This window comes from Persicobacter diffluens (genome assembly GCF_036244895.1).
In the GTDB taxonomy this organism is placed as follows: Bacteria; Bacteroidota; Bacteroidia; order Cytophagales; family Cyclobacteriaceae; genus Persicobacter; species Persicobacter diffluens.
In genome coordinates this window covers 93,964-116,039 of record NZ_BQKE01000006.1, presented here as the reverse complement: position 1 = coordinate 116,039, position 22,076 = coordinate 93,964, and the positions used below count along the sequence as shown (strand labels likewise).

The 22,076-nt window shown below is 40.4% G+C and carries 25 protein-coding genes and 1 pseudogene; 10 read left to right on the top strand and 16 right to left on the bottom strand.

The window, feature by feature from the left end; genetic code table 11:
* Positions 1-19: 19 nt before the first annotated feature.
* The 16 genes from AAA970_RS25240 to AAA970_RS25165 form a co-directional block, all read right to left on the bottom strand.
* Positions 20-721 carry a hypothetical protein gene (locus tag AAA970_RS25240; RefSeq protein WP_338239697.1) on the bottom strand — a complete coding sequence of 234 codons (702 nt, stop codon included), beginning with the start codon at positions 719-721 and terminating at the stop codon, positions 20-22.
* Between the two features lie 11 nt (positions 722-732).
* Positions 733-1,392 (bottom strand): hypothetical protein, encoded by a 660-nt coding sequence (locus AAA970_RS25235; protein WP_338239696.1) that lies wholly within the window; start codon positions 1,390-1,392, stop codon positions 733-735.
* Positions 1,393-1,396: 4 nt separating this feature from the next.
* Entirely contained in the window at positions 1,397-2,032 is a 636-nt protein-coding gene (locus AAA970_RS25230) for a hypothetical protein (RefSeq protein ID WP_338239695.1), read from the bottom strand.
* 5 nt (positions 2,033-2,037) lie between these two features.
* Positions 2,038-2,694 carry a hypothetical protein gene (locus AAA970_RS25225; protein WP_338239694.1) on the bottom strand — a complete coding sequence of 219 codons (657 nt, stop codon included), beginning with the start codon at positions 2,692-2,694 and terminating at the stop codon, positions 2,038-2,040.
* The gene (locus tag AAA970_RS25220) at positions 2,691-3,344 is read right to left on the bottom strand and encodes a hypothetical protein (RefSeq protein ID WP_338239693.1); all 654 of its coding nucleotides are present in this window, start codon (positions 3,342-3,344) and stop codon (positions 2,691-2,693) included. The genes AAA970_RS25225 and AAA970_RS25220 overlap by 4 nt, the downstream gene beginning before the upstream one ends.
* The gene (locus tag AAA970_RS25215) at positions 3,341-5,302 is read right to left on the bottom strand and encodes a type IV secretory system conjugative DNA transfer family protein (RefSeq protein ID WP_338239692.1); all 1,962 of its coding nucleotides are present in this window, start codon (positions 5,300-5,302) and stop codon (positions 3,341-3,343) included. Before AAA970_RS25215 ends, AAA970_RS25220 begins: the two co-directional genes overlap by 4 nt.
* 19 nt (positions 5,303-5,321) lie before the next feature.
* Positions 5,322-5,843, bottom strand: coding sequence for a hypothetical protein (locus tag AAA970_RS25210; protein ID WP_338239691.1), 522 nt, complete (start codon positions 5,841-5,843; stop codon positions 5,322-5,324).
* Positions 5,840-6,664 (bottom strand): conjugative transposon protein TraN, encoded by an 825-nt coding sequence (gene traN, locus AAA970_RS25205; protein ID WP_338239689.1) that lies wholly within the window; start codon positions 6,662-6,664, stop codon positions 5,840-5,842. The genes AAA970_RS25210 and traN overlap by 4 nt, the downstream gene beginning before the upstream one ends.
* 1 nt (position 6,665) lies before the next feature.
* Positions 6,666-7,865 carry a conjugative transposon protein TraM gene (gene traM / locus AAA970_RS25200; protein ID WP_338239688.1) on the bottom strand — a complete coding sequence of 400 codons (1,200 nt, stop codon included), beginning with the start codon at positions 7,863-7,865 and terminating at the stop codon, positions 6,666-6,668.
* Positions 7,852-8,208 (bottom strand): hypothetical protein, encoded by a 357-nt coding sequence (locus AAA970_RS25195; protein WP_338239687.1) that lies wholly within the window; start codon positions 8,206-8,208, stop codon positions 7,852-7,854. The genes traM and AAA970_RS25195 overlap by 14 nt, the downstream gene beginning before the upstream one ends.
* A complete protein-coding gene (traK, locus tag AAA970_RS25190; RefSeq protein ID WP_338239686.1) occupies positions 8,186-8,800 on the bottom strand; it encodes a conjugative transposon protein TraK in 615 nt (204 codons plus the stop codon). The genes AAA970_RS25195 and traK overlap by 23 nt, the downstream gene beginning before the upstream one ends.
* Entirely contained in the window at positions 8,800-9,825 is a 1,026-nt protein-coding gene (locus tag AAA970_RS25185) for a TraJ family protein (RefSeq protein WP_338239685.1), read from the bottom strand. The genes traK and AAA970_RS25185 overlap by 1 nt, the downstream gene beginning before the upstream one ends.
* A gap of 4 nt (positions 9,826-9,829) precedes the next feature.
* Positions 9,830-12,265, bottom strand: a complete 2,436-nt coding sequence (locus AAA970_RS25180) for a TraG family conjugative transposon ATPase (protein WP_338239684.1) — start codon at positions 12,263-12,265, stop codon at positions 9,830-9,832.
* Positions 12,240-12,554 carry a DUF4133 domain-containing protein gene (locus AAA970_RS25175; RefSeq protein ID WP_338239683.1) on the bottom strand — a complete coding sequence of 105 codons (315 nt, stop codon included), beginning with the start codon at positions 12,552-12,554 and terminating at the stop codon, positions 12,240-12,242. The genes AAA970_RS25180 and AAA970_RS25175 overlap by 26 nt, the downstream gene beginning before the upstream one ends.
* Before the next feature lie 4 nt (positions 12,555-12,558).
* Entirely contained in the window at positions 12,559-12,915 is a 357-nt protein-coding gene (locus AAA970_RS25170; RefSeq protein WP_420916753.1) for a DUF4134 domain-containing protein, read from the bottom strand.
* Between the two features lie 85 nt (positions 12,916-13,000).
* A complete protein-coding gene (locus AAA970_RS25165; protein WP_338239682.1) occupies positions 13,001-13,333 on the bottom strand; it encodes a hypothetical protein in 333 nt (110 codons plus the stop codon).
* Positions 13,334-13,637: 304 nt separating this feature from the next.
* Between AAA970_RS25165 and AAA970_RS25160 the strand changes: the two genes are divergently transcribed.
* The 10 genes and pseudogenes from AAA970_RS25160 to AAA970_RS25120 all read left to right on the top strand — a co-directional run bounded on the left by AAA970_RS25160 (position 13,638) and on the right by AAA970_RS25120 (position 22,070).
* Positions 13,638-14,330: a ParA family protein gene (locus AAA970_RS25160; protein ID WP_338239680.1), complete on the top strand. Its 693-nt coding sequence runs from the start codon at positions 13,638-13,640 to the stop codon at positions 14,328-14,330.
* Positions 14,323-15,234 (top strand): ParB/RepB/Spo0J family partition protein, encoded by a 912-nt coding sequence (locus AAA970_RS25155; protein WP_338239679.1) that lies wholly within the window; start codon positions 14,323-14,325, stop codon positions 15,232-15,234. Before AAA970_RS25160 ends, AAA970_RS25155 begins: the two co-directional genes overlap by 8 nt.
* A 45-nt stretch (positions 15,235-15,279) precedes the next feature.
* Positions 15,280-15,498 carry a helix-turn-helix transcriptional regulator gene (locus tag AAA970_RS25150; RefSeq protein WP_338239678.1) on the top strand — a complete coding sequence of 73 codons (219 nt, stop codon included), beginning with the start codon at positions 15,280-15,282 and terminating at the stop codon, positions 15,496-15,498.
* A 95-nt stretch (positions 15,499-15,593) separates the two neighbouring features.
* Positions 15,594-16,151 (top strand): annotated as a pseudogene (locus tag AAA970_RS27870) (hypothetical protein); the annotation flags it as partial.
* 432 nt (positions 16,152-16,583) lie between these two features.
* Positions 16,584-17,099 carry a hypothetical protein gene (locus AAA970_RS25145; RefSeq protein ID WP_338239677.1) on the top strand — a complete coding sequence of 172 codons (516 nt, stop codon included), beginning with the start codon at positions 16,584-16,586 and terminating at the stop codon, positions 17,097-17,099.
* Positions 17,100-17,247: 148 nt separating this feature from the next.
* Positions 17,248-18,993, top strand: coding sequence for a pentapeptide repeat-containing protein (locus tag AAA970_RS25140; protein WP_338239676.1), 1,746 nt, complete (start codon positions 17,248-17,250; stop codon positions 18,991-18,993).
* Between the two features lie 383 nt (positions 18,994-19,376).
* Positions 19,377-20,240: an ArdC family protein gene (locus AAA970_RS25135; RefSeq protein ID WP_338239675.1), complete on the top strand. Its 864-nt coding sequence runs from the start codon at positions 19,377-19,379 to the stop codon at positions 20,238-20,240.
* A gap of 77 nt (positions 20,241-20,317) precedes the next feature.
* Complete coding sequence (locus tag AAA970_RS25130) at positions 20,318-20,581, top strand: hypothetical protein (protein WP_338239674.1); 264 nt, start codon at positions 20,318-20,320, stop codon at positions 20,579-20,581.
* A 92-nt stretch (positions 20,582-20,673) separates the two neighbouring features.
* Complete coding sequence (locus AAA970_RS25125) at positions 20,674-20,934, top strand: hypothetical protein (RefSeq protein WP_338239673.1); 261 nt, start codon at positions 20,674-20,676, stop codon at positions 20,932-20,934.
* Positions 20,935-20,936: 2 nt separating this feature from the next.
* Entirely contained in the window at positions 20,937-22,070 is a 1,134-nt protein-coding gene (locus AAA970_RS25120; RefSeq protein WP_338239672.1) for a DNA cytosine methyltransferase, read from the top strand.
* Positions 22,071-22,076 lie beyond the last annotated feature (6 nt).

Below are 22,076 nucleotides of genomic sequence, written 5' to 3'. Positions count from 1 at the left end.
AGAGTCTTTTTTCTGTACCTTACTTTTGCTTTGCTTCCTGGATAATCTTCCTTGCTATTTCAGCCCTCCTATCCTCAATAGGCTTTTTGGGATTTTTGTGATAGCCTCTTTTTACTAAAGCACATATGCGACTCATTTTCCGCATTAAAATTAAGTGCTGTTGTAGTTCTTCCTGAATTGTAAACATTTCACTGGAATAATCTGCCCGATCCAACATGGCATCTTTAACAAATTCTTGCTGTTCCCATATTCGATCCCATTCATTCGCTATTATTACTAAATTAGCTTCATCAGCCTCATTGTCCACCAAATCAATAAATGCAACCTTATATTCTCCTAGTAACTCTTCATATCGAGGTTTGAAATACAGTTCATATTCCGGATGGATGGCTCGGTTTGCAAAATCGATCTCAACTAATTTTAGATGCTCGTCTGCCCAGGTGTAATTGGTTCGCTCTGCATCTAATTGTTCTTTCACCGCTATTTCTTGTGCCCAAAAATAAGGATGAAGCCTTTTATCTCCTTCTTTGAAATAAGGACGGTACCCCCATGGTAATAAATTCAAATTCTTATCAACCCAATCTAATTCCCCCCAACTATCATAGACTTCCCAATACCTTTGTTGCTGCCGAATCTTTTTTGCATCCCGAACCGGAGTAATGGATTGAGCCGAGGTCCAAAAAGAGAATAGGGTGAAAATTATCAACATAAAAAATCTCATAATATCCTATTTTAATTATTATACCATTCTTGAATTACTTCCTGTGCTATTCGCTTTCGATGATCAGATACAGGCTTAGGATTATCTTTTACTGCCTTGAATTTGAAATTTAAATCTGCCCTTACGGCAGATCTATACAATCCATAACTCACTCCCCTAAGTACTCTTAGCTCCCTGATAATATGCGACATCACCTCATTCCGCTGTTCAGCATCCATCAGATTCATGTCCCCTTGCAATGCAATTACCCCTGCGATATATAGGGATAAATCATTTATCCGCTTCCCCATCTTAAAATTCACCTCCGTCACAAACTGAATCAATTGACTATTCCCTGAAGCCGCTTTTATCGCCTTTGACTGATACTCATAAATATCTTCGGCAATGGAAAACGCATACTTTACCTCAGTAATATCCTCAATTACCGAAACAGTCAACTTTCTGGAGTTTTGGATTGCTTGTAGCTTCTGAACATATGCCTGATAATCACGAGAATTCTCTTTCTCTATTAAAGCTGTTGCTCCTGTTGAAACTGTAAACTCTTCAAGCTTCTTGGTTAAGTCCCAATGCAAATCAATCAGAGCGAATCTTTGCAACCTGTCAAACTGAGGAGCTTGAGCAAAACCAGCTACAATTGTCAGGGTGAAAAATAAAGTCAGTACTCCTTTCATCTTCCTACTGTTTATATTCATTAATAATATCCAGAGCGATCACTGCCCTCTTATCCTGAAAAGGCTTATTGGGGCTTTTATTAAACTTATGCGCATACTTTGCCCTCTTCATTAATCGCTCTGCCATGAATAATGCTACACGTATTTCTTGAAGCTCAGTCAGGACGTGAATAATCACTTTAGCCCGTTCTGCATTGTTCAGCATATTCTTTTCTCCTCCTTTTAGGGCAAAGTCACTCAAATACTTAGTCAATTCCACCAGCTGACGTACTACGGCATTTTCTAAATCATAGGCCACTACAAATAATTCCGGTTGCTCCTGCCCAAGATCCATAATTTGAGATTGTATCTGGTATATGTCATCAATAGCCTGGGTAATACGGATCACATCTTTTGAGTTTCTGATAACCGCTTTTACCGTTGTTTTTGCCTTATCAAAATTTGACTCAATCGATTTTACAATCTCATACTCTCCCAGCTTAATGGTATTGTTTTTCACCATATCAGACATGGCTTTTTTCTTTGCTTTTAACACACTGGTGTGCTCAACATAAGCAGCGGTTTTTTGACCTAATATTGCAGCATCGGCTACTGGTAACTGAGCCCAGGATCGTAGCGATGTAACACAAATAATCATCATGAGAACTACTTTTTCCATTCCGATATCACCTCCTTTGCTATTTTTGGTCTATTATCCTTAATTTTTGATTCCACTCCGATATAGTCCCAGAGGGTGCCATAACGGGCAGTTTTCATCCTCCTTGACATGCCATAAGCAATGGCCCTGATTACCCGTAACTCCTGAATCACATAGCGGATAAAACTCGCTCTTTCCTTTGCGTCCAATAGGTTTTCTTTTCCTTCTTTCAGTGCGAAAGAATTCACATAGTCCATTAAATCTATGATTCGGCCAGCTGATTTTTGCTCCAAATCAGCAGCTATGAGCATCATTTGTGCATTTCCTTTAGCCACTTCATATACCTCCGACTGATACTTGAATATATCCGACAAGACCTTACTAACTTCCGCTACGGATTTGGAATCCTTCATCACAGACTTCACTGTCCGGTGCGTCTCATAGACCACAGTAGTCATGGCGGTCACTCCAGCCAAACGCTCTGATGATTTGCCTGTATATCCCTTCGCATCTGACAGGCGGCTCTCTACAAAGCGCTGATACATCGAAACCAAACCATCTGACTTTGTCGAGTTTATCAAATACTCTGTATCAATTACAAATTCATAAACTTGAGCAAATCCCTGGACGGGCAGCATAAATAGAAAAAGTATAAAGTATTTCATTGCTTAAATTCTTTAATGAGTTCCTGTGCGATTTGCTTTCGATTATCCGTTAGCTGAAGTGGCTTTGGGTCCTTAAACTTTTTAGCAGTACTGGCACTCTTGATCTCCCGCCTTACCCCATACATGATGCCCCTGATGTACTTTAATTCCTTTACAGCATTCTTTATCAAATTATCCCGCTGCTTATTGTCCAGCATGTTTTTGGAGCCACCGGTGAGCGCCAAAGTTATTTGAGTACTTAGCATTGTAATCCGCTCAACCACTTGCTTTTCCAAAATAGCAGCCATCAACAGTAACTCTGCATCCCCCTGAGCATAGGAGTAAACCTGTTTCTGGTAATCTGATATTTGCTCTATAATTTCAAAAGCATATGCCACATCATGCAGGTTTTTCACCACTTCCTGAGCCTTGGTTTTGGCATTATACAGTCTCACCAATATGGTCCTCATCGTATCAACCTGCGTCTGCATAGCTGTGCCCAGGGCAGCCAAGCCTTTTTGGGAATCATTGGAATCGTCCATCAGGTTGTTTTGATCATTGTCATGAAGCTTTAAAACTCCGGTTACTGCTACATCCGTAACCGGCTTATCCTGCCCCATCACCACAACAGGAAGCATGATCATCACATAAAAAATTGTTACCCTTTTCATGATACTACTGTATTTTTGAATTTTACTGACTGGACCATTTCAAATACCTCCGCCTGAATTTTCAGCATGTTTTCCTTCAGGATTACCTCCTTATTATCGCCAAAATTGTAATAAATGGGTGTGGGCTGGTATTGTGCTTTTTCTCTGTTAACCGCATCCACATCCATTTCTATGCGGCAATTGAAGGAAGAGTGATTCACCGAAAGCTGCTCCTGGTCCTTTTTCTCATAGGCCAGCTTGGCTACGATCTCTCCGGTTTTCAAATCTGCTATCTTGGAGGCGGGAATGGTGTTTTCCATAAATTCATTTTGCGAATAAGTAGCCTTGTGTCGATCGATACTGACTCCGTTCCGGACTTGCATCGTCTTACCAAAAAGCTTCTCCAGCCACTCCAAAGTCTGTTTATTTTTGATAACGGCTGAAATAATATTGGCCGGAACACTCTGAATACTAGCTGCGGTCTGCTTTCCGAACATCTTCTCCAGCTGAGAAAGATCCTGAAAGGCCAAAAGGACCGCTACCATATTTTCCCGGGCGGTGGCGATCAAAGTGTCCAATTGGTAGATGAAAAAGGTGGCCAGTTCATCCACTACCAAGGAAACCGGAAGATTTCCTTTTTCATTCAAGGCCCTGGTCAATCGGTTCATGATCACTGAATAGCAAGCAGAGTTCACATTCATCAAATCCGGATGATTGGCCAGAACCAGTATAGAAGGATCTTTGGGGTCAGAAATCTTTAGATTAATATCATCCCCGGAGAAAACCCAAAGCGTTTCTTTACTCGCAAGACGAGAAAGATTGATTTTCAATGTCCCGACTTGTCCATCCAACTGCTGGTAAGTTTTATTTCTATGCGCATCCATAAAGGGGCTGATCAGACTATGAATTTCATACTCAGTACTCAGGGCATTGAAAATTTGCTCATAGCTCAAGGTGAAAAAGAGCAAGACGTGCGCCATGGTGGAGTACTTTCCTCCCTCATACCTGCTAAAAAAGTAGATCACAGCGCCTAAAAGGTTAATTGCCGACTGATTAAAAAACTGCGAAGCCCCTTCTTGCTGAGATTCTGATTTTTGCAAGGCACTCACGATGGCGTCAGCCGCCTCCTGAGCGGCTGGCAATGAATAGATATACTTCGGAGATAAAGGATTTACCCTTCGGCTCTTCTCCACATCCTTGAAATTGATCACATGGAACTTATGATTTTTTAGTATCCCTCGCTTTTTATTGAGTAGGTAATGATAATAAGTCACCTCTGCCAATCCGGGGAATTTGAAATCATACACCAGCATGGAAAACCCTTTAGCCAACAGCGTTTTGATGTAGTTTAAGATGATAGAAAAAGTCTTTCCGGAACCGGGGTTTCCGATCAAAAAGACGGTTCTAAATACATCGGTAATATTCATCCATCCCATCCGTCGTTTACCCTTGTGGAAATAAGACATCCGGTAGCTCACAGATCTATTATTGTCCAAAAGATTTTCATTTTGCGGGAAAGTTTCGTTCTCCTCATTGAACTGGTCTGTGGCCAGCTTATTCTTAATTCGCTTTGAAAGGTTATCCAATGAGGTATGCAATAACAAGGCACCAATGACACTTTGAGCCAAATACATTAACCAATCGTAACGTATTGGATATATAAAAAACACTAAGGCTCCAAAGAAAATGATCAGTCCAAAAAAGAAAGGAATTCGGATCTGAGTATTGGGATTGATCGTGAGGTTCTTTCTCGCTTTTGTGCCTATACTCACTATTCCGATCAGGAAGAAAGTCAGGAGCTTCGAATAAATTGCATTTTCATATACTCCGAATCGGCTGATACGCATCAATAAATCAGCGGACCATTCCGGAATATATTCCACAGGCAAAAAAAAGACCAGCCATTCCAAAAGAACGGTCACATAGATTACTCCTTGTAACATGGAGTACAGCTTTTGAAGTTCTTTACTTTCTTCCATTTGAGTAATAGTTAAAAGTTTAATTCAATGGTACTTTCAACCCCACCAATCCCCCAACCCTCCAGGTGTCGTCATCCCAAAAGACCACCTCATTTTTTTGTCGAAGAAAGAGCACAATACCCTGTTTGGTCATGAAGGAAAATTCAAAACCTGCCGTGGCTCCGGCAATAAATTGATGGGTATTGGTGCCCAGGCTTGCTCCGGTTCTGAAGCTCAGCATTGTATTGCGGCTTCGGAATAATACTGGCTTATAGATTATTCCTCCTTTAAAGCTATTGACAATCTCTCTTCTCTCCCCAAAAGTCGGTTCCCCTTCCTCTGTGGTCGGAGGAATAGTGAAAGTGGTCATCCGTTCCCGGTGGGCATAGTCAAAGTTCACCTCCCACATGCGGTAATACTTCTGCCCGAACTCCAGGGACATTTCTCCGATCACCATTTCGGGATGGTAAAGTCCTCCGGATATGGAGAAATAATTATATCCCTGCTGCGCGAAGCAGGGGAAAGACGCAAGCGTCAGCAGTATGATGATCCAGCTTCTCATAGTGTGTCTGCATTAAGTATATCTGAATAGTCTACCCGTAGATTTACCGTTCTGCCGGAAATCTGATTCTCTGAAACTTCGATCGAGAACACCTTCTGATTTGGGAAGGTGAACTTCTCGAATACAAATACATTTCGATACTTCTTCTTGAAGCTCTTCGTATTGAAAAGAGCAAATTCCGGCTGTAGCTCAACCTGTTGAAAGTTGGTTGCCTTCTGTATCTTTTTATCTTCAATTTTGAAGCGAATCTGATCAATATCGTATTTGATGTTCGTTTTATTGAAAAGCGAAACATCTACGAAGAAGTAGTTCCCTACCGTATAAATGTTATTTAAGCGGGCTTCGAATTTGTACTCCTGCGCTTTTACAATATGGTATTTCGGCTTGGTATTCATCACCTTCATACCAATTTGTTCCAGCTCCGGACGGGCAATGGAAATATTGGGAACAATCAAATCAATGCCCTCTTTCCGGCCAATTAACAAATTTTTTGTCGCCAGTTTTGGTTGAGTAGGAAAAAGAAGGAATTGCGCCATATAGCTCTCACAGATGACCGTCAGCACTCCGAGCTGCTCATTCCCCAAAGAGTCTTCAGGTAGTGGTTTCAGCTTCAGTACATTTGTTGTCGCCATCTCCCCTACCAGTCGGTCTGTGGAAAAATCAACCGTTTGAATAGTCTCCGAGAAGACCAGGTGAGTGGTCACCTCCGGATTAATATGCACCATGATCAGTTCACTTCCCTGAAAGTCTCTTTCAGGAATCTCCTGCGCCATAGCCATGGTCGACAGAAGAGAGATTAATAATATCAATAATCGTTTCATCTTATTGCTGTTTTGGGTCAATGAGGTATACAATAGTGTTGTATTTCAGGCTGGCCTTATTCTTTTTGACCGCCTTCTGAAAGGCCCTGCTAGTCGTTGAGACTGCACTTTGTCCGATTTGATAGAAGAACTGACCGGAGTTCTCCGGATTGCTGGACAGCGTCATCCCCTGGGAGGACTGGCTTGCGAGCTCTTTAGTGAAATCCCTGAATTCTGATTCCGGCACAAAAAGCCCTTCCATCCCATCGTTGTCGTACAAATTCAGGCGAACCGGAATTGGCTTTCCCTCATGCAGCAGGGAAGAGATTTCTATTTTCACCCGCTGGGAAGAAAATCCCTTGACGGTGCCGAACAGATATTGGCCTTTTCTGATCAGTGTTTCTCCTGCGTAAACATCCTCTAAAAGTCGTATTCTTACCCGGCTATTGGAGGTCACCTTTAATCCTTCATCCAGTATCGCGCTGATCATATTGTGCTCATTCCTACTACTGAGGGTATTAAAATGGCCGTTTGCCGTACTTTTGCTTTTGCTAATGGGAACAATGGCCGCTTCCCGGGCTTTTTCCTCTTCTTCCTGCCTCCTTCTTTCTTCCGCCAATTGCTTTTCCAGTTCTTCCTGTTTTCGCTGGTCCGGAGTTTTCATCATCGAGTCAATCACCGCCAAGCGTTTCTTAAATTCCTCAACCTCCGTTTCCTTTTGTGGAGCAGGTTCACTTATAGGCTGAGGTTTAGGCTTCCTCACTATCGGAGGATGGTCCTTTTCCGGCAACAGGTATTCTTCCCCATTTTGCTCCACAAACAAGTCAATCCCCCTTTTAGGTCGGTCTCTGTTCAGGGCTATTTCCACCTTTTCCTTCATGGTCGGCTTTTTTTCCGTGTTCAGCATGATGCTGTCCATATCCTGATCAGAAAACCCATAGTCCAACACCTCTTTTTCCTGTCGCTCAATATCCAGGCCCCGGATAGCGGTATGCTTTCCTCTTTTATCAAATCGGGACCTAAGGGCATCCATCTTGTTTTTGATTTTCCTTTTCTCCAAATAGGGTTTGGGAACCGTAAAATCTACCCCTTGTGTCACTCTTTGCTCCTCTTCCGGCTCCTTTGCAAAAGCATCCTTTGCGATATAAAAAAGTAAAAAAGTGAAAGGATAAATGATCAGCGGAATTACATATTTTGGATGTCTCCAGTTAATCTGTCTCATATGAAATCTCCTTTTCGATTTGTTTGAGTAAAAGGGAATCTTCAGTGGTCAGGCTATCCTTTTCCAGGAGTGCGGTCAGCTGAGCTTCCAGTTGATGCCACTTATCGATCTCGGTAAAGCTTTCCTGCGTGTCGGATAACTTCCGCGCCAAAGGAGTGAAATCAGTATCAGGCTTGGGACGAGTACGGTAATACATTTCATTACCAATAAAACTCAACACAAAAAGCAGGACGACCATGCCCAGCGTTGCCGCTTTATGCTGCTCACTCTTTTTCTGAAGCTTTTCAAAAAACCGGCTCGGTTCCTTCTGTTGGTCTTTCTTAGAATAGTCGTTTGCTTTCATCACTGATAGATTTATTCTCCAAGGTTAGATATTGCGTTATAAGCACCCCATGTGGGTTATTATCCGTTCGGATCACATCTTTAAGCACCCCGGTGGTCTTGATCTTCCGCTTACTTACTCCTGTTTCACGCTCAAATCGTTGGGTGCCGTAATAGACAAATTCCAGTGTTGCCGGGTCTATGTTGACCGAATCCATTTCAATGGTCACCGTAGTGGTGCTACTGATCAATTGGTTATAAAAACCCTTCTCAGAGATATTATTATACTCGGCATGAACGCTTTCATCTCCCAGGTACATGGATCGGCCTATATTCCGTTTGATCATTTTATCATCCGGCGCCAGCGTCCAGAATAACAAGTGAAAGATATTGACATGAGACTGGTATTCTACCATGCGATTGGCCTCGGTTCCAACCTGCTTGGCTAAAATAGGCGTGGCCTCATCCAAAACGTAAATGTTCTTTCGGGTTTTATCCAGCTGGATATTGGTAAACACCAGTATCAGAATGACGATCAAAATACTGGTGACAAAACTGCCGACACTCACCCAGACTGCCAGACGAATCTTGTTTTCTATCTTCTGTAATAGCATTAGGCGACCCCTCCGGTGACTGCTTTTATGGCGACCATTTTCATGGCCTGACCTGCTTTAATAGAATTCCCCAAGGCATTTCCCAAACCAGAAGTACTCACTATCCAGCTACTGATTGGTGGAATAGCAAACATCATGACCCCACCAAGTAACATCGTTAAGGCAGGCATGGTAAAGGTGAAGTCCGATTGAAACAACCAGGAAATATAATGCTCTTCATCCCCAAGGATTTGCTGAAGCGTTTCAATATCCGCCCGGTTGGTATAATTCATACCGAACATGCTCACGGTGGCAATGATATTGGCGATTAACGAATACAGACTCACGGAAATATAGCGGGATATCCACTGGATATAACTATCTGAAAAGCCCGGCAAAATACTGATTGCAAATGCGTAAGGACCTAATAAGCCCAGTATGACCAGAAATATTTGCTGAATAAACATCACCCCATAGAAGCAGAACTGGTAAATCCAATGGCACAAACCCGACATCCATAATTTTGGAATGAACTTCAGCAAACCCATCACCATAATTCTTGCCCCTTCAATCAGACTTGCCATTTTGCTCAAACTCACCCCCAGCTTCTCAAAAACGCCCTGCTCCTGCTGTTCGCTATTTTGATTCACCTCCATGGCACCATTAATCATTTTCATGCCCAATTCATTGGTGAGCTGCATCACTAATTGATATTCTGTTTGCGTCTGCTCTACCTTTTTCCGGAAACCATCTTCGGAAATCCTACTCACCCCTCGCAGGGGAACATCAATCAGGGCGAGAAATGCCCCCCAGTTCATGATCACCAAACCAATTGCAAAAGGACGAAGCAAGGGCATGATCTCCCATTGCCGATCCCCCACAATCATCCCATAGCTTTTTACGGCCATGAAAAGCATCGTAAATACTCCAGCCAGATACTGCCCGTAGCGAGCATGATCCGCCAGTTCAGTATAGCCGAATATGTCCCTGATTTCCTTGATAAAGTCAAGGAAGCCCAGGTCAATAATCTCATTGAAACTCCACATATTTTTATTGTTTTGACGTTACTTGTTTTGCAAAAGCCTGAGGGATTAATCCGGATGCTCTGTAGTCTTTGACCAACGCTTTTACGGCAGGCTCAACACCCCCATATGTTTTCATATAGAGCTTTAAAGCCTCTTTTTCAGGCTTCTCGGTTGAATAAATGAAATACTCTTCATCGCTTACTTCAACCCCATAAGTCTCCCCCGTTTTTCCTCTTTTGATATAGACTTCTTTAAATTTGCTTCTGCCAGCTTGGTTGTCTAAAGCATGAATGCTAAAAATCTTATGCTGCTCAACCTCATCCAAATTCAACACCTTCGCGATTGACTCATAATCCCGCCTCAATTCAGTTTGGTCTAATAACATGACCACACTTGAATTTCCAATCACCGTTTTTCTAAGGGTTTCAGAAGATATAATATCATCTAACTCCTGCGTCACCAGGCACGCTTCCCCGTACATTTTCCTACAAGTTTTGTATAAGTATTGTATATACCCCACCATCATTGGACTTGCGATCGCCTTCCACGCCTCTTCTATTATCAATGCCTTATGTCCTTTCTTTCGCTTCATCTTTTGAAGAGAAATATCCATAATGATAAGCGTCAAAATAGGAAATAGAACGGGATGATCTTTGACATTATCGATCTCAAAGACAATGAATTGCTCATCAAACAGGGATGAGTCCATCGTATTATTCAGTAGGAAATCATATTGGCCACCTTTATAAAAGGATTTGAGAATATATTGATATTCATACAGATCAAAATCAATATGATGAGCCTTCTTGATTTGCTTAATCCTTTCTCCTGAAAATTCATAAAACGTATTGAAACTCAACTGATCAATGGTCTTTTCCTCAAAGTATGCCGTAAAATAGTCCCTAAGCACTTCGGACAATATGGACTCTTCCAGCTTGGTTAAGATTCCACCCGTCCCTTTCCACAAAATAGCGATTAGGCTCACCAAACTATGAAGTTTTTCCACCTCTCTTAAATCCTCCGGTGTGACCAAAAAAGGATTGACCGTGATTGGATTATCATCGGAATAAGTAATATAACGACCATTATAATAGTCACATAAACCACTATAGCTATGACCAACATCGATAATCATGATATCACTTTTATAGAGGTAATATTGTCGTATTACTGAATTCCAGCAGAAGGATTTCCCCCCACCTGATGGCCCCAGAACGAACTTATTCCGATTATTGGTGCGTCCAATAGAACGCGGGTATTCGTTCGTGTCTATGCCAATAGGCACGCCCTGGCGGTCGGTGAAATAGAGCTTGAAATCTGACGGATCGTCTTGTGGCAACCTCTCCTTGGCCATCAGGCAAATAGCTGCATTAGCCGTAGTCAAAAACCGGTCATAGTGCTTCAGGCTTCCGGCATTTCCGGAGATGTTGGCTTTAAACAACTCAAATTGATTGTACGCTGTCTCGGATGGATGTATTCCCAAATCCTTCAACCTGCTGTCTATATGGTTGGCTACATCCTTCAACTTATCCCGGTGGGTCTTCACTAGGATAGAAAAATGACTGTTTACCAAGGTCAGATTATCCCGCTCCATTTCTTGCTGTAGCGCCTCAATATCCCGGATAGCATAATCGTTGGCCGGATCTGGCATACTTTTATGCTTCCTTTTTTTGGCTTCCAGCTTTGCCAGCGTCTTTAATTTGTCCACTACCTCAATGATCTGATTGTAAATGATGAGTTCATAATCAGGCACTGAATATAGAAATGACATCAAGTCTACCGGGAAATCCCGATGGCCGATGTTTTGGATTTTACAGGAGGAAAGCTGAGCCGGAAGGTCTACATTATCCGTATCAATCAGACTGATGACCTTGATTCTTCGCTCATCTCCTATGCCTACCCAAGACTCCGTGGCATGGAAATTTTCAATCGACATCACCTCCTTATCAAAGGAAAAAGAAACCTCGCGTAAAACGGTTTGTCTAATCGAATCAGAAAAATAAAGCGTAGGATTAAAGTTGGACTCCTTTAACTCAGATTCTATCTTATGAATGATCGTAACGAAATCCTGAAACGCCCTCGGGTCAAAGACATACATCCCCCCGCGATGCACTTGCAGAGTAATGGTCAGTAGAGTTTTTACCTCTGTATAGATCCGCCCTTTAAAATGATCGTGGTAACAGGCAGACAAAAAGTCTTCCTGTGGTGGTGCCTGGTATTTCTTACGAATGAAAATATCCTGCTTTTGCAAGATATAGCCTTCCTTTAGGTTACCGATGATTTTAAGCATAGCAGCATGAAACTGTTCGTAGGCATCAGGGTCTGCACAATATTGCTCCACGGTATTAGTGATTTCAAACATGGCGGAGAAATCTCCCGTGTTCTGATAGAACACAGAATACCCTTTGAAATCATCAATACCAATGATCGGTAGCTCAAAAGCCTGTTTCTTTTTGCTCATTAGTGTAGGATTTAAGTCTTAAGCTTTGTGGGAGCGTCATATGATACCCCTTCTCTTCCGGCTTCGAATGCAAGCCTTTTTTTTGCCTCCAGGCTGTGAAACCAAAGCCTCCGCCAGCAAGTAGAATGATCGTCAGTATGCCTGCCCACATATTCAGCGCACAAACTCCCATTCCGATAATAGAGCCTCCTAAAAGTGAAGCCGCTGCCCAGTAGATATAGCGCCCTTTGATGAATTTGAAAACAAGGGGCCGTTGAAGCCCCCTGAAAAATGGATGCGTCCTAAACATCGCTTTAAATCCCGAAAAAGGACTTAATCACCGTCCCTACCAGTACCAGGAACAAACAAGAGCCCATCCACCCCATGACCGCCTTGTTCACATCCTGATCCCCCGCATTCCATTTGGTGTACACCCTTACCCCTCCAACCATTCCGACAACGGCACCAATCGCTAAAATCAAATCCCCTAATGATTTCATATAGCTCAGTAGCTCGGTGGTGGCTGCATCAAGCCCGGCAGAACCTTGTGCATACACTGTGATATTGGACAACATTACCAGCATTAAAGCCAGAAAGGCGATGCTGTTTTTACGAACAGATTTTGAGATGCCCCCGAAAATTTGGGCAAAAGATTTCATGACAGTTTTCATAAGAAAATTGTTTTGGTGTAAATAATAATGAAATGTTATTCCTCTGAATGAGGCGAATTACGATAAAGAATATGCTTAATTAGCTTTAGCTAGTGGCAAAGACGTTCTCTGATAAGGTCTCCATAAACTCCTCCGCCCGGGCGTAATATTGATCCAGATCCATCCCCTCATCATAGATCTTTCCGAAGGTCACCTCTTCCTCCTTTGCTGCGGTCTGCCCGGGCTTAAAATCTTCCATCTTCACCTCTTCCGGTGGAGCCGCATCCTCCTGAACCAAAGCTCCCATATCATAGGTAATATTGAAGGCCGTGCTATTGATATTTTGGCGACGAAGGTTGATGTATTCAAAGAAAGCAACCACCCCATAATAAATACCTAAAATTCCTGTTACTAATAAAAAGAAATCACTCCAACTCATAGCTTTATTGTTTAAGTATTAGTGAGTTATTTGTTTTGCTATGTTCCAAAGTTGGGAAGAATTTTTGAAAATATAGTGGCACTTTCGTATAGTCATTTTGACACTTTTGTATAGTTTTTTTGTCACTATCAGTTAAATATCAAGTCATTACCTTTTCTCCCCCCTTTCGTTATAACCTCTATATTACCACCTGATGACAGAGCGGACAATTTGTCCGTCCTAAAAAAACCACAAATTAAATACTACCTTTTTTGTATTATTAAAAAAATAACTAACTTGAGGTGTCATAAAAAACAACAGCCTCATGGTTATAGCTTTTGCGAATAATAAAGGTGGTACCGGAAAAAGTACGCTAACCACCGTTTTTTTGGAAATCCTGAAAGGACAAGGGAAAAAGGTCCTCATTATTGATTGTGATTCTCAGTGTAACCTTACGACTACCTTTCTTCCGGAAGATGTGGAGAATACGCTGGCTGACACTATCCTGAATAAGGAAATTGTCCCTTATACCGTAGAGGATTACGATATTGTTCCTTCTTCGCCTACCCTGGAGATTATTCAGTTACAAATGTCAATCAATGAAGTAGACATTGATGTACTGGACAAAGCAATAGAACCGCATAAAGACAATTACGACTATATTCTAATCGATTGTCCTCCTTCTGATGGTAACTTACAGCAGGTGGCTATTTATGCCAGTGACGTTTGTATTTGCCCGATTAATTCTACCGTACACGCTATTGAAGGTGCGCTAAACGTGAAAAGCCGAATCAATGATTTCCAGAAAAGCATCAAGTTTTTGCCAGTCCGCAACAACTTTGACTTCCGTGAGAAATTCCCGAAGGAGGTAAGTCAGAAGTGTGAAGAGATCTTTCCTGAAATTGCCAAAACCATTATTAAACGAAGAGTAGACTTTGCTGAAGCTATGGAATATGGCGTTCAGGGGTCTACCGAAATCAATGTTGTTAACGATCTAATTGCTGAAATCAATGGCTAGAACTCGAACTGCAAGAACCACCAAAGCCACCACGTTGGCTGAGAAGGCCAAAGCACAGCAAACCATAACGGTGAAGGATTTGACCATTTTGGAGGAACTGGAATCACTCCTACCCTTCCAGCTGTCTGAAGAAACAGAAGAATTAAAAGACTCCATAAAGAAAGAAGGCGTCAGAGATCCTTTTGTGCTTTGGGAGCGTGATGGTAAAAAAATATTAGTGGACGGCCACCACCGAAGAAAATCCATGATTGAATTGGGATTAGAAGATACTGCTATTCCTTTTACTTATCGCGAATTTTCAGATTTAGAAGAGGTGATCTTTTGGATGCGGAAAAACCAACTAGCCCGCAGGAATCTAAGCAAAGACCAGGTGAGTTACCTCCGAGGGATGCTATATAATGAGGAGAAAGGATCTATTGCAGGATTAAAAAAAGTGGACGGACAAAATGTCCGCTCTGAAAATGTCGCTCAAAAAATAGCGGCGGAATCTGGTGTGAATGAAAAAACCGTTCGCAGAGATGGTAAATTTGCTGAACATATTCAGGCTTTAGCTGAAATTGACCCAGGCATAAAAGAGGATATTCTTTCCAAAAATTCTAAGATCAGAAAATCTGATGTTGAAAAATTAGCTACATCCGTTAAGGAATTGCCGAAAGAAGAAGCCAAAGAAGTTCTGGCAAAAGCAAGGGCAGGTAACAAAACCAAGAAGCCCGCTAAAAAAGCTGAGGTAGCAACTGACCCCACCAAAAAAATCAAAAAGGACCTTTCCACGATTTTTAGAAATCTTATTTCACGGGTAGAGACACTGGACGAAAGCGAGGAAGATCTAAAAACCAGCTTCGAAGAAACACAACAAAGATTGTGGGAGAATTTGGTTGCCTTAAAAGCCGCCAAGAAATCATAAATCATTACAGCGGACATTTTGTCCGCTCTAATTCTTATGTGAAATATGAAGATCAATCAACTAATAAAAAAGTTAAGGTACGACAATGACCTGACGCAAAATGAATTGGCCGAACTATTTGATCTTAATCCGGAAACGGTAAAACGGTGGGAACAAGGAAGATCATTCCCTACATTCATCAAACTGATTGCCATTTTAAAGCATTTTGGAAAGGAATACGATATAGATTATACTGATTTAGATCCGGATAAAACGGAGGATTAATTTCATTATTTTAAAAAAAAGGCCTTACTACTAAATTAGTGAGGTTTTTTTATATCATATTTAATCTGAGATTACCATACTCAACCTTACTACTTATGAAATTCATTTTTTTCTTTTTAGCTTTTTTATGCTGTAATAATGTCTGCGCTCAAACTCCTAATGACCAAAAAAAACACATAAGGCAAACGATTGATTACTCTCGTCGAATATTTAAGAAACCAATTTATTTTAAACAATACCACTTTGATAGTCTGGTTGACTTTTCGTGGAGCGATTTCCATGAGAAAACCAATTTTTCAGGGAGCCAATTCGATAGTCTTGCCGATTTTTCATGGAGCGATTTCCACGAGAAAGCCAACTTTTCAGAGAGTCAATTCGATAGTCTTGCGGTTTTTCGAGGTATCGGCTTCCATAAGGAGGCCAATTTTGGAGGAACCATATTCCATAAGAAAGTCAATTTTGGTGGAACCATATTCTATAAGGAAACCATTTTTTTTAGGAGCAAATTTGATAATCTTTCCGATTTTTCAAATAGTTATTTCCATGGGAGAGCCAATTTTGGAGGAAGCAAATTTCATAAGAAAGCCAATTTTTCATGGAGCCAATTCGATAATCTTGCCAATTTTTCATGGAGCGATTTCCATGAGGAAGTCGATTTTTCACGGATAGATTTTTATGAGGAAGCTGATTTTTCATGGAGCGATTTCCATGATAACGCCGGTTTTTCACGGAGCTATTTCCATAAGAAAACCGATTTTTCAGGGAGTCAATTCGATAGTCTTGTCGATTTTTCATGGAGCGAATTCCATGAGAAAGCCAATTTTTCAGGGAGTTATTTTAAAGAAGTAGCTACCTTTACCTTTTCAACACTACCTGATACTCTCCTATTCGGATCTACTAGATCAAAAGAAATAATCGATTTAAGCCTTACTATGGTGGGTTCAGAAAAAACACAATGCTTCATCGATTTAACAAACTCAAATTTAGAAAAATTCAAATTTAGTTATGACCGCTTCAATATTTTCTTTGCTGATTCAACCACCAACATCGCCCAAAGACAAAATGTGTATGAAACCTTAATGAAAATGCAGGAAAAGTATGGTTATAGAAGTGGTTGTGAAAAAGCGGATAAAGAGTATAAGGAATTTAAATATGTGGGAAAGTTAAGGCTTGACAAAGCAACTCCTTGGTGGGCCATTTACTGGGGATCCTTTAGGAATATGTTAGATAAATATTGGTGGGATTACGGCTATTCAAAAGAGTGGATTTTCTTGTGGACCGGAGGGATTTTCCTGTTTTTCACGATCCTGAACTTCTCCATTGGGCAAGCTAAATTATATGACTTTTACCCCTTAACATTTATTGAAGACCACAAAGAAAGAATCATTGATAAGAGTACGCAAATATCAACAAAACGGTATTGGGGCTTGAATACGTATGTCACCGTTATCTACACCGCCTATGTGTTTTTCGGAGTAAAATTCGAAGTCAATAAAATGAATTACAGAATGATAGGAATGACTATCCTATTCTTTTTCCAGTATGCGGTTGGATTGGTTTGTTTGGGATATTTGGCGAATACGATAATTGTGGGGAATTAATAGGAGAAACATAGGAAATTTTAGGGCGGACAAAATGTCCGTCGTACTTATAATAACGCCTTGCTTTTTCAAAAGAGTAAGGCTTTACTTTTTTATCTATTTGCCTTATTTTAAAAGATCTAACCTACCAATACTCAACAAGCTCCCAATGAAAGCGATAAGATATATCTTTTACCTTTGTATTTATATTTTCCTAACCTTCTGCCTACATAACCAGCTTAATGGTATTTCAACATTGGAGCGCTTTGAAATAAGTGGGAGCACCCATTATTTATGGTACTTACCCATAATTATTCTTCCATTACTCTCCTGGGTATGCTTCCCTCCATTTAAATGGTCCTGGAAAAGAACAGTAATACTTTCATCATTTTATCCGCTGTTCCTGTTTCATCAATATTTAAACCATCAACCTCCTTTTGAATTAAATTCAGTCGCGCTTGATGAAATTTCAAATCCCGAATACAATACCTCAAATAGCTTTGCTAAATACTCATTTATACCTTTAAATAAAGGGGTTTCAGAATCTGATCTAATAAAAAATTGGTCTGTTCCGTTAAGATTAAAATCTAATTATAAGGAAAATTTCCTTAACAGACAGTTCGATACTGTAAAGATCTTCTCTTTAAATATACTATATACAAAACCCACTTTCTCAAAGAACCCAATTGATAGTTTAAAAAATTTACCTTCATGGGAATTTTCAAGGAAACCTACTTATTTTGAGAACAAATTTCATTTTGACACTGATCATCAGCTCAACCAATTTGATAGTTTGCCGAATTTTTATTGGAGAAGCTTTCCAATGAAACTCGATTACTCTTGGAGACAATTTCATTCAAGAGTCAATTACTATAAGAGCAATTTCGATAGTTTGGTCAATTTTTCTTGGTGCAAATTTAAGAATGAGGTAGATTTTTCCGAGAGCAAGTTCAATAATTTGATCGATTTTTCTTGGGCCGAATTTGATTCGACGATCAATTTTAATAGGTGTCATTATCAAAATAAAGTATTTTTTTTTGGAAGTAAATTTCAAGATATAGCCAACTTTTCCGAAAGTACCTTCGATAGTTTAGTCAATTTTTCTTGGTGTACATTTACTGTTAAAGCGGATTTTTCTAGAAGTCAGTTTTACGATGAGACTAGATTTAATTCTTCGACACTTCCAGACACTATTTTATTTCTTACGATTAAGTCTAAAAAAGTAATTAATTTAACCTTTTGTAGTCTTGATTCCAGTAAAAACCAATGCTTCATTGATTTAACGAATTCTGACCTAGAAAAATTTAGGTTTAGTTATGATCGATTCAAAGTTTTTTTTTATGATTCAACCACCACAATCCCCAAAAGACAAAATGTGTATGAAAGTCTGCTAAAAATGCAGGAAAAGTATGGTTATAGAAGTGGTTATGAAAAAGCAGATAAGGAATATAAAGCATTTACACATATTGGGAAATTTAGGCTAGATCCAAATGCTTCATTCCTAGCCATTGGAATAGGAACCATTTTAAACTTCATTGATAAATGGTGGTGGGATTATGGTTATTCCAAAACAAGGATATTTCTATGGACCGCCGGATTATACCTCCTCTTCGTCCTATGGAACGTTTTCTACATTTACCGCGGTAAGCTATTCAATTTCTATACACCTCCTTTTTTACAGAAATATCAAGCACTATTGAAAAGAGCGCATCGCCAAAAATCTATTGCTATCCATTTTTTTTCGAACGTGTATATTTCCTTAATCTATACGGCGTATGTTTTCTTTGGGCTAAAATTCGAGATGAGCCAGCTCAACTACAAAAGAAAATGGATGGTTACGTTCTTTTTCTTTCAGTATACCATTGGATTAATTTGTTTGGGTTATTTAGCGAATACGATCATTGTGGGGAAATAACAGGAGTTACTTATATAATTTAGGGCGGACAAAATGTCCATCGTAGATTTCTGTTTTTAGTGGCCCAGTTGATAAACACTTGGCGGGCTTTCTGCAGTCGCTCTATTTTCTACCTACTGGGTAACAAAAAGGAGCTTCAACAATGCCTCTATCCCTTTGCCATCCAGCTCACCCTCACCTTTTTTGACTGAAGGGGAAGAAGTACGCGAGTATCTCTTATGTTTTGTGAGAATTAGGGGGTGGAAAAAATTTGGTTTTAATGATTATTTTAATACTACTTTTTTTGTAGTACTTAAAAAATTCAGTATATTAAAGTATCAAAAGGAAGCGGTTTTCCTTTTATCAACAAGGCTGATTTCTACAGCCTCTAAACAAAGAGAGTTATGAAAGCAAAAGCATTTGAAAAGATCACCGATCAAATCATTGAACTTCTTGAACAGGGCGTATGTCCTTGGAAACACTACATTGCAGGCGGTTCACAAGCACCCCATAATTTTTCCTCGAAGCGGGAATACAATGGCTTTAATCACATGTGGCTGAGCTTTACCCGCATGCATAAAGATTATAAATCATGCGAATGGCTGACGTTCAAACAAGCCAAAGAACTGAACGGAACTATTAAAAAAGGTTCTAAAGGAACTACGGTGATTTATTATGACTTTCTGTTCGTGGATGCAAACGGGATAAAAGTAAATAAAGAGCTGGCGGTCAAAAAAATCCCATTCATCAAGACCTTTACCGTTTTCAATATGGAACAGACGGAAGGAATTGACTGGAAACCTGTGGAAGCCGACGAGAAGGAAACCAATGTGATTGAATCTGCAGAGCGTATTATCAATAATATGCCCAACCCACCAAAATTCACCTTCGGAGGAGATGGAGCATATTACAGGCCTTCCAATGACAGCGTAAACGTGCCCAAGATTCAAAATTGCACTTCAGAGGCAGAGTATTACGGAACATTTTTTCATGAACTTATCCACGCCACAGGCCATGAAAAGAGATTAAACCGACAGGAAATTACAGAAGAGGTAAATTTTGGAAGTCAGGTCTACTCAAAGGAGGAACTAACCGCAGAGCTTGGAGCAGCTTACTTATGTGGTGAGGCGGATATTTCAGAGCAGGTAATTGAAAACCAAGCCGCCTATTTACAAGGCTGGTTGAAAGCGCTTAAAAACGACAAAAAGATGATTTTCGAAGCCGCAGCAAAGGCGACGAAAGCAGCAAAATATATTATCGGGGGATAATCTTTTTTAGAAAGGGGGGAGTCCTCTCCCCCCTCCCTTTTCTTTCTCTATATTTTCCTACGCTAAATAAATCTGATATGTGTTTCAGTGTAAACCAGCAAAACATTCAATTCGCCTATATCGGTGATGGATTTAAATCCCTGACGGGCACCTACAGAAAGTATGTGGCCCTGAATGACAAAAAAGAGATACTGGCATTAAAGGGAAAATCACAGCCTTTTACTCCGCGCGGTGGTATTTCTGAAATCCGCGAGTTTTTAAAGACCGCCCAGCCCGAAGATTATCACTTTATAGCTTATCCATTTTCCTGTAAGTATAGTCTATTTTCCCTCCAATTATAGCACAATAGGTCGCTGCTCCGGCAGCGGCCATTATTCAAAATCAACCAGCGCAAGCGCTGGTATCATATTCCCCACCCTAAAATCTTATCCCTATGATCAATTCAATTTCACTTATACCACAAATGCTGGAAGTACTGGATTTTCGAATCATCCTTACCCCTACCATCAGGCAAAAATGTCAATCACTCAATCGGTTCAACCAGCTTATCAAATACTATAAAGACCCTTATACAGGAACCATAATTGGTCTGTTTGATGAATTCAAATTGCCCTTTATCAGCCCTGTAGATCCGGAAGTTGATTGCGCTTCCCTCCCGTATGTCATTGAAGGAAATATTTTTATCGAATTGTAATTATGAAAAACCCTGAAATATATTTTATAGATCTATTTTGCGGAGCAGGTGGAACAAGCTCTGGGGCGCATTTAGCAGGCGCTAAAGTTTTAGCTTGTGTAAATCACGATGCTAATGCGATCAAAAGTCACACTTTAAATCATCCTAATGCTGTGCATTTCACAGAGGATATTCGGGATTTCCGAGTAGTGGAAAAAATCAAATTATTAATTGACCAAAAAAGGAGGGAAGAGCCGGGGTGTATTATCATTCTTTGGGCTAGTCTTGAATGTACCAACTTTTCTAATGCCAAGGGCGGAATGCCTCGTGATGCAGATTCCAGGACCTTAGCGGAACATATGTACATGTACATTGAATCACTTAACCCTGACATGTTCATGATTGAAAATGTCCGTGAATTTATGGCATGGGGACCACTAGATGAAAATGGTAAACCCGAGAAACGTAAGAATGGAAGAGATTTTATACGATGGAAAGAGCATATCGAAAACTATGGGTATAAAACTGATTACCGCGTATTGAATTCGGCCGATTATGGTGCTTATCAGGTCCGAAAAAGGCTTTTCATGCAATTTGTGAAAAGCGATTTTTCAATCAATTGGCCAATCCCAACCCATCGAGATCCGAATTTAAAAACCAATACCCCCCTTTTTAACACTCCTGATTTAAAGCCCTGGAATTCCGTCAGGGATATTTTGCAATTAGAGGAAAAAGGAAATTCGATTTTCAATCGTAAAAAACCTTTAGCCGAGAAAACACTATCCCGAATTCTAATGGGCTTAGAGAAATTTGTTACTAAAGGTGATGGTCAGTACCTGACCGGATATTATGGAAAAGGCAGAGCCCACGGAATCAATCAACCCTGCCCAACTATCACTACAAAGGATCGATATGCAGCCATTTCTGTAGAGTCCAAATTCTTTTTAGATGAACAGTATGGTAATGGTAGTCCTAAATCCATCCATCGGCCAGCAAGCTGTATTACCACTGTTCCTAAGTTGAACCTTGTAGAAACAGAATTCTTACTTAACCCGCAGTACAATGACAAAGGGCGATCTCTGAACAGACCTTCTTTTACACTCATTGCTAGTATGCATAAGTCCCCCCCCTTATCTGGTATCGGTAGAGCAAGATGAACAGCC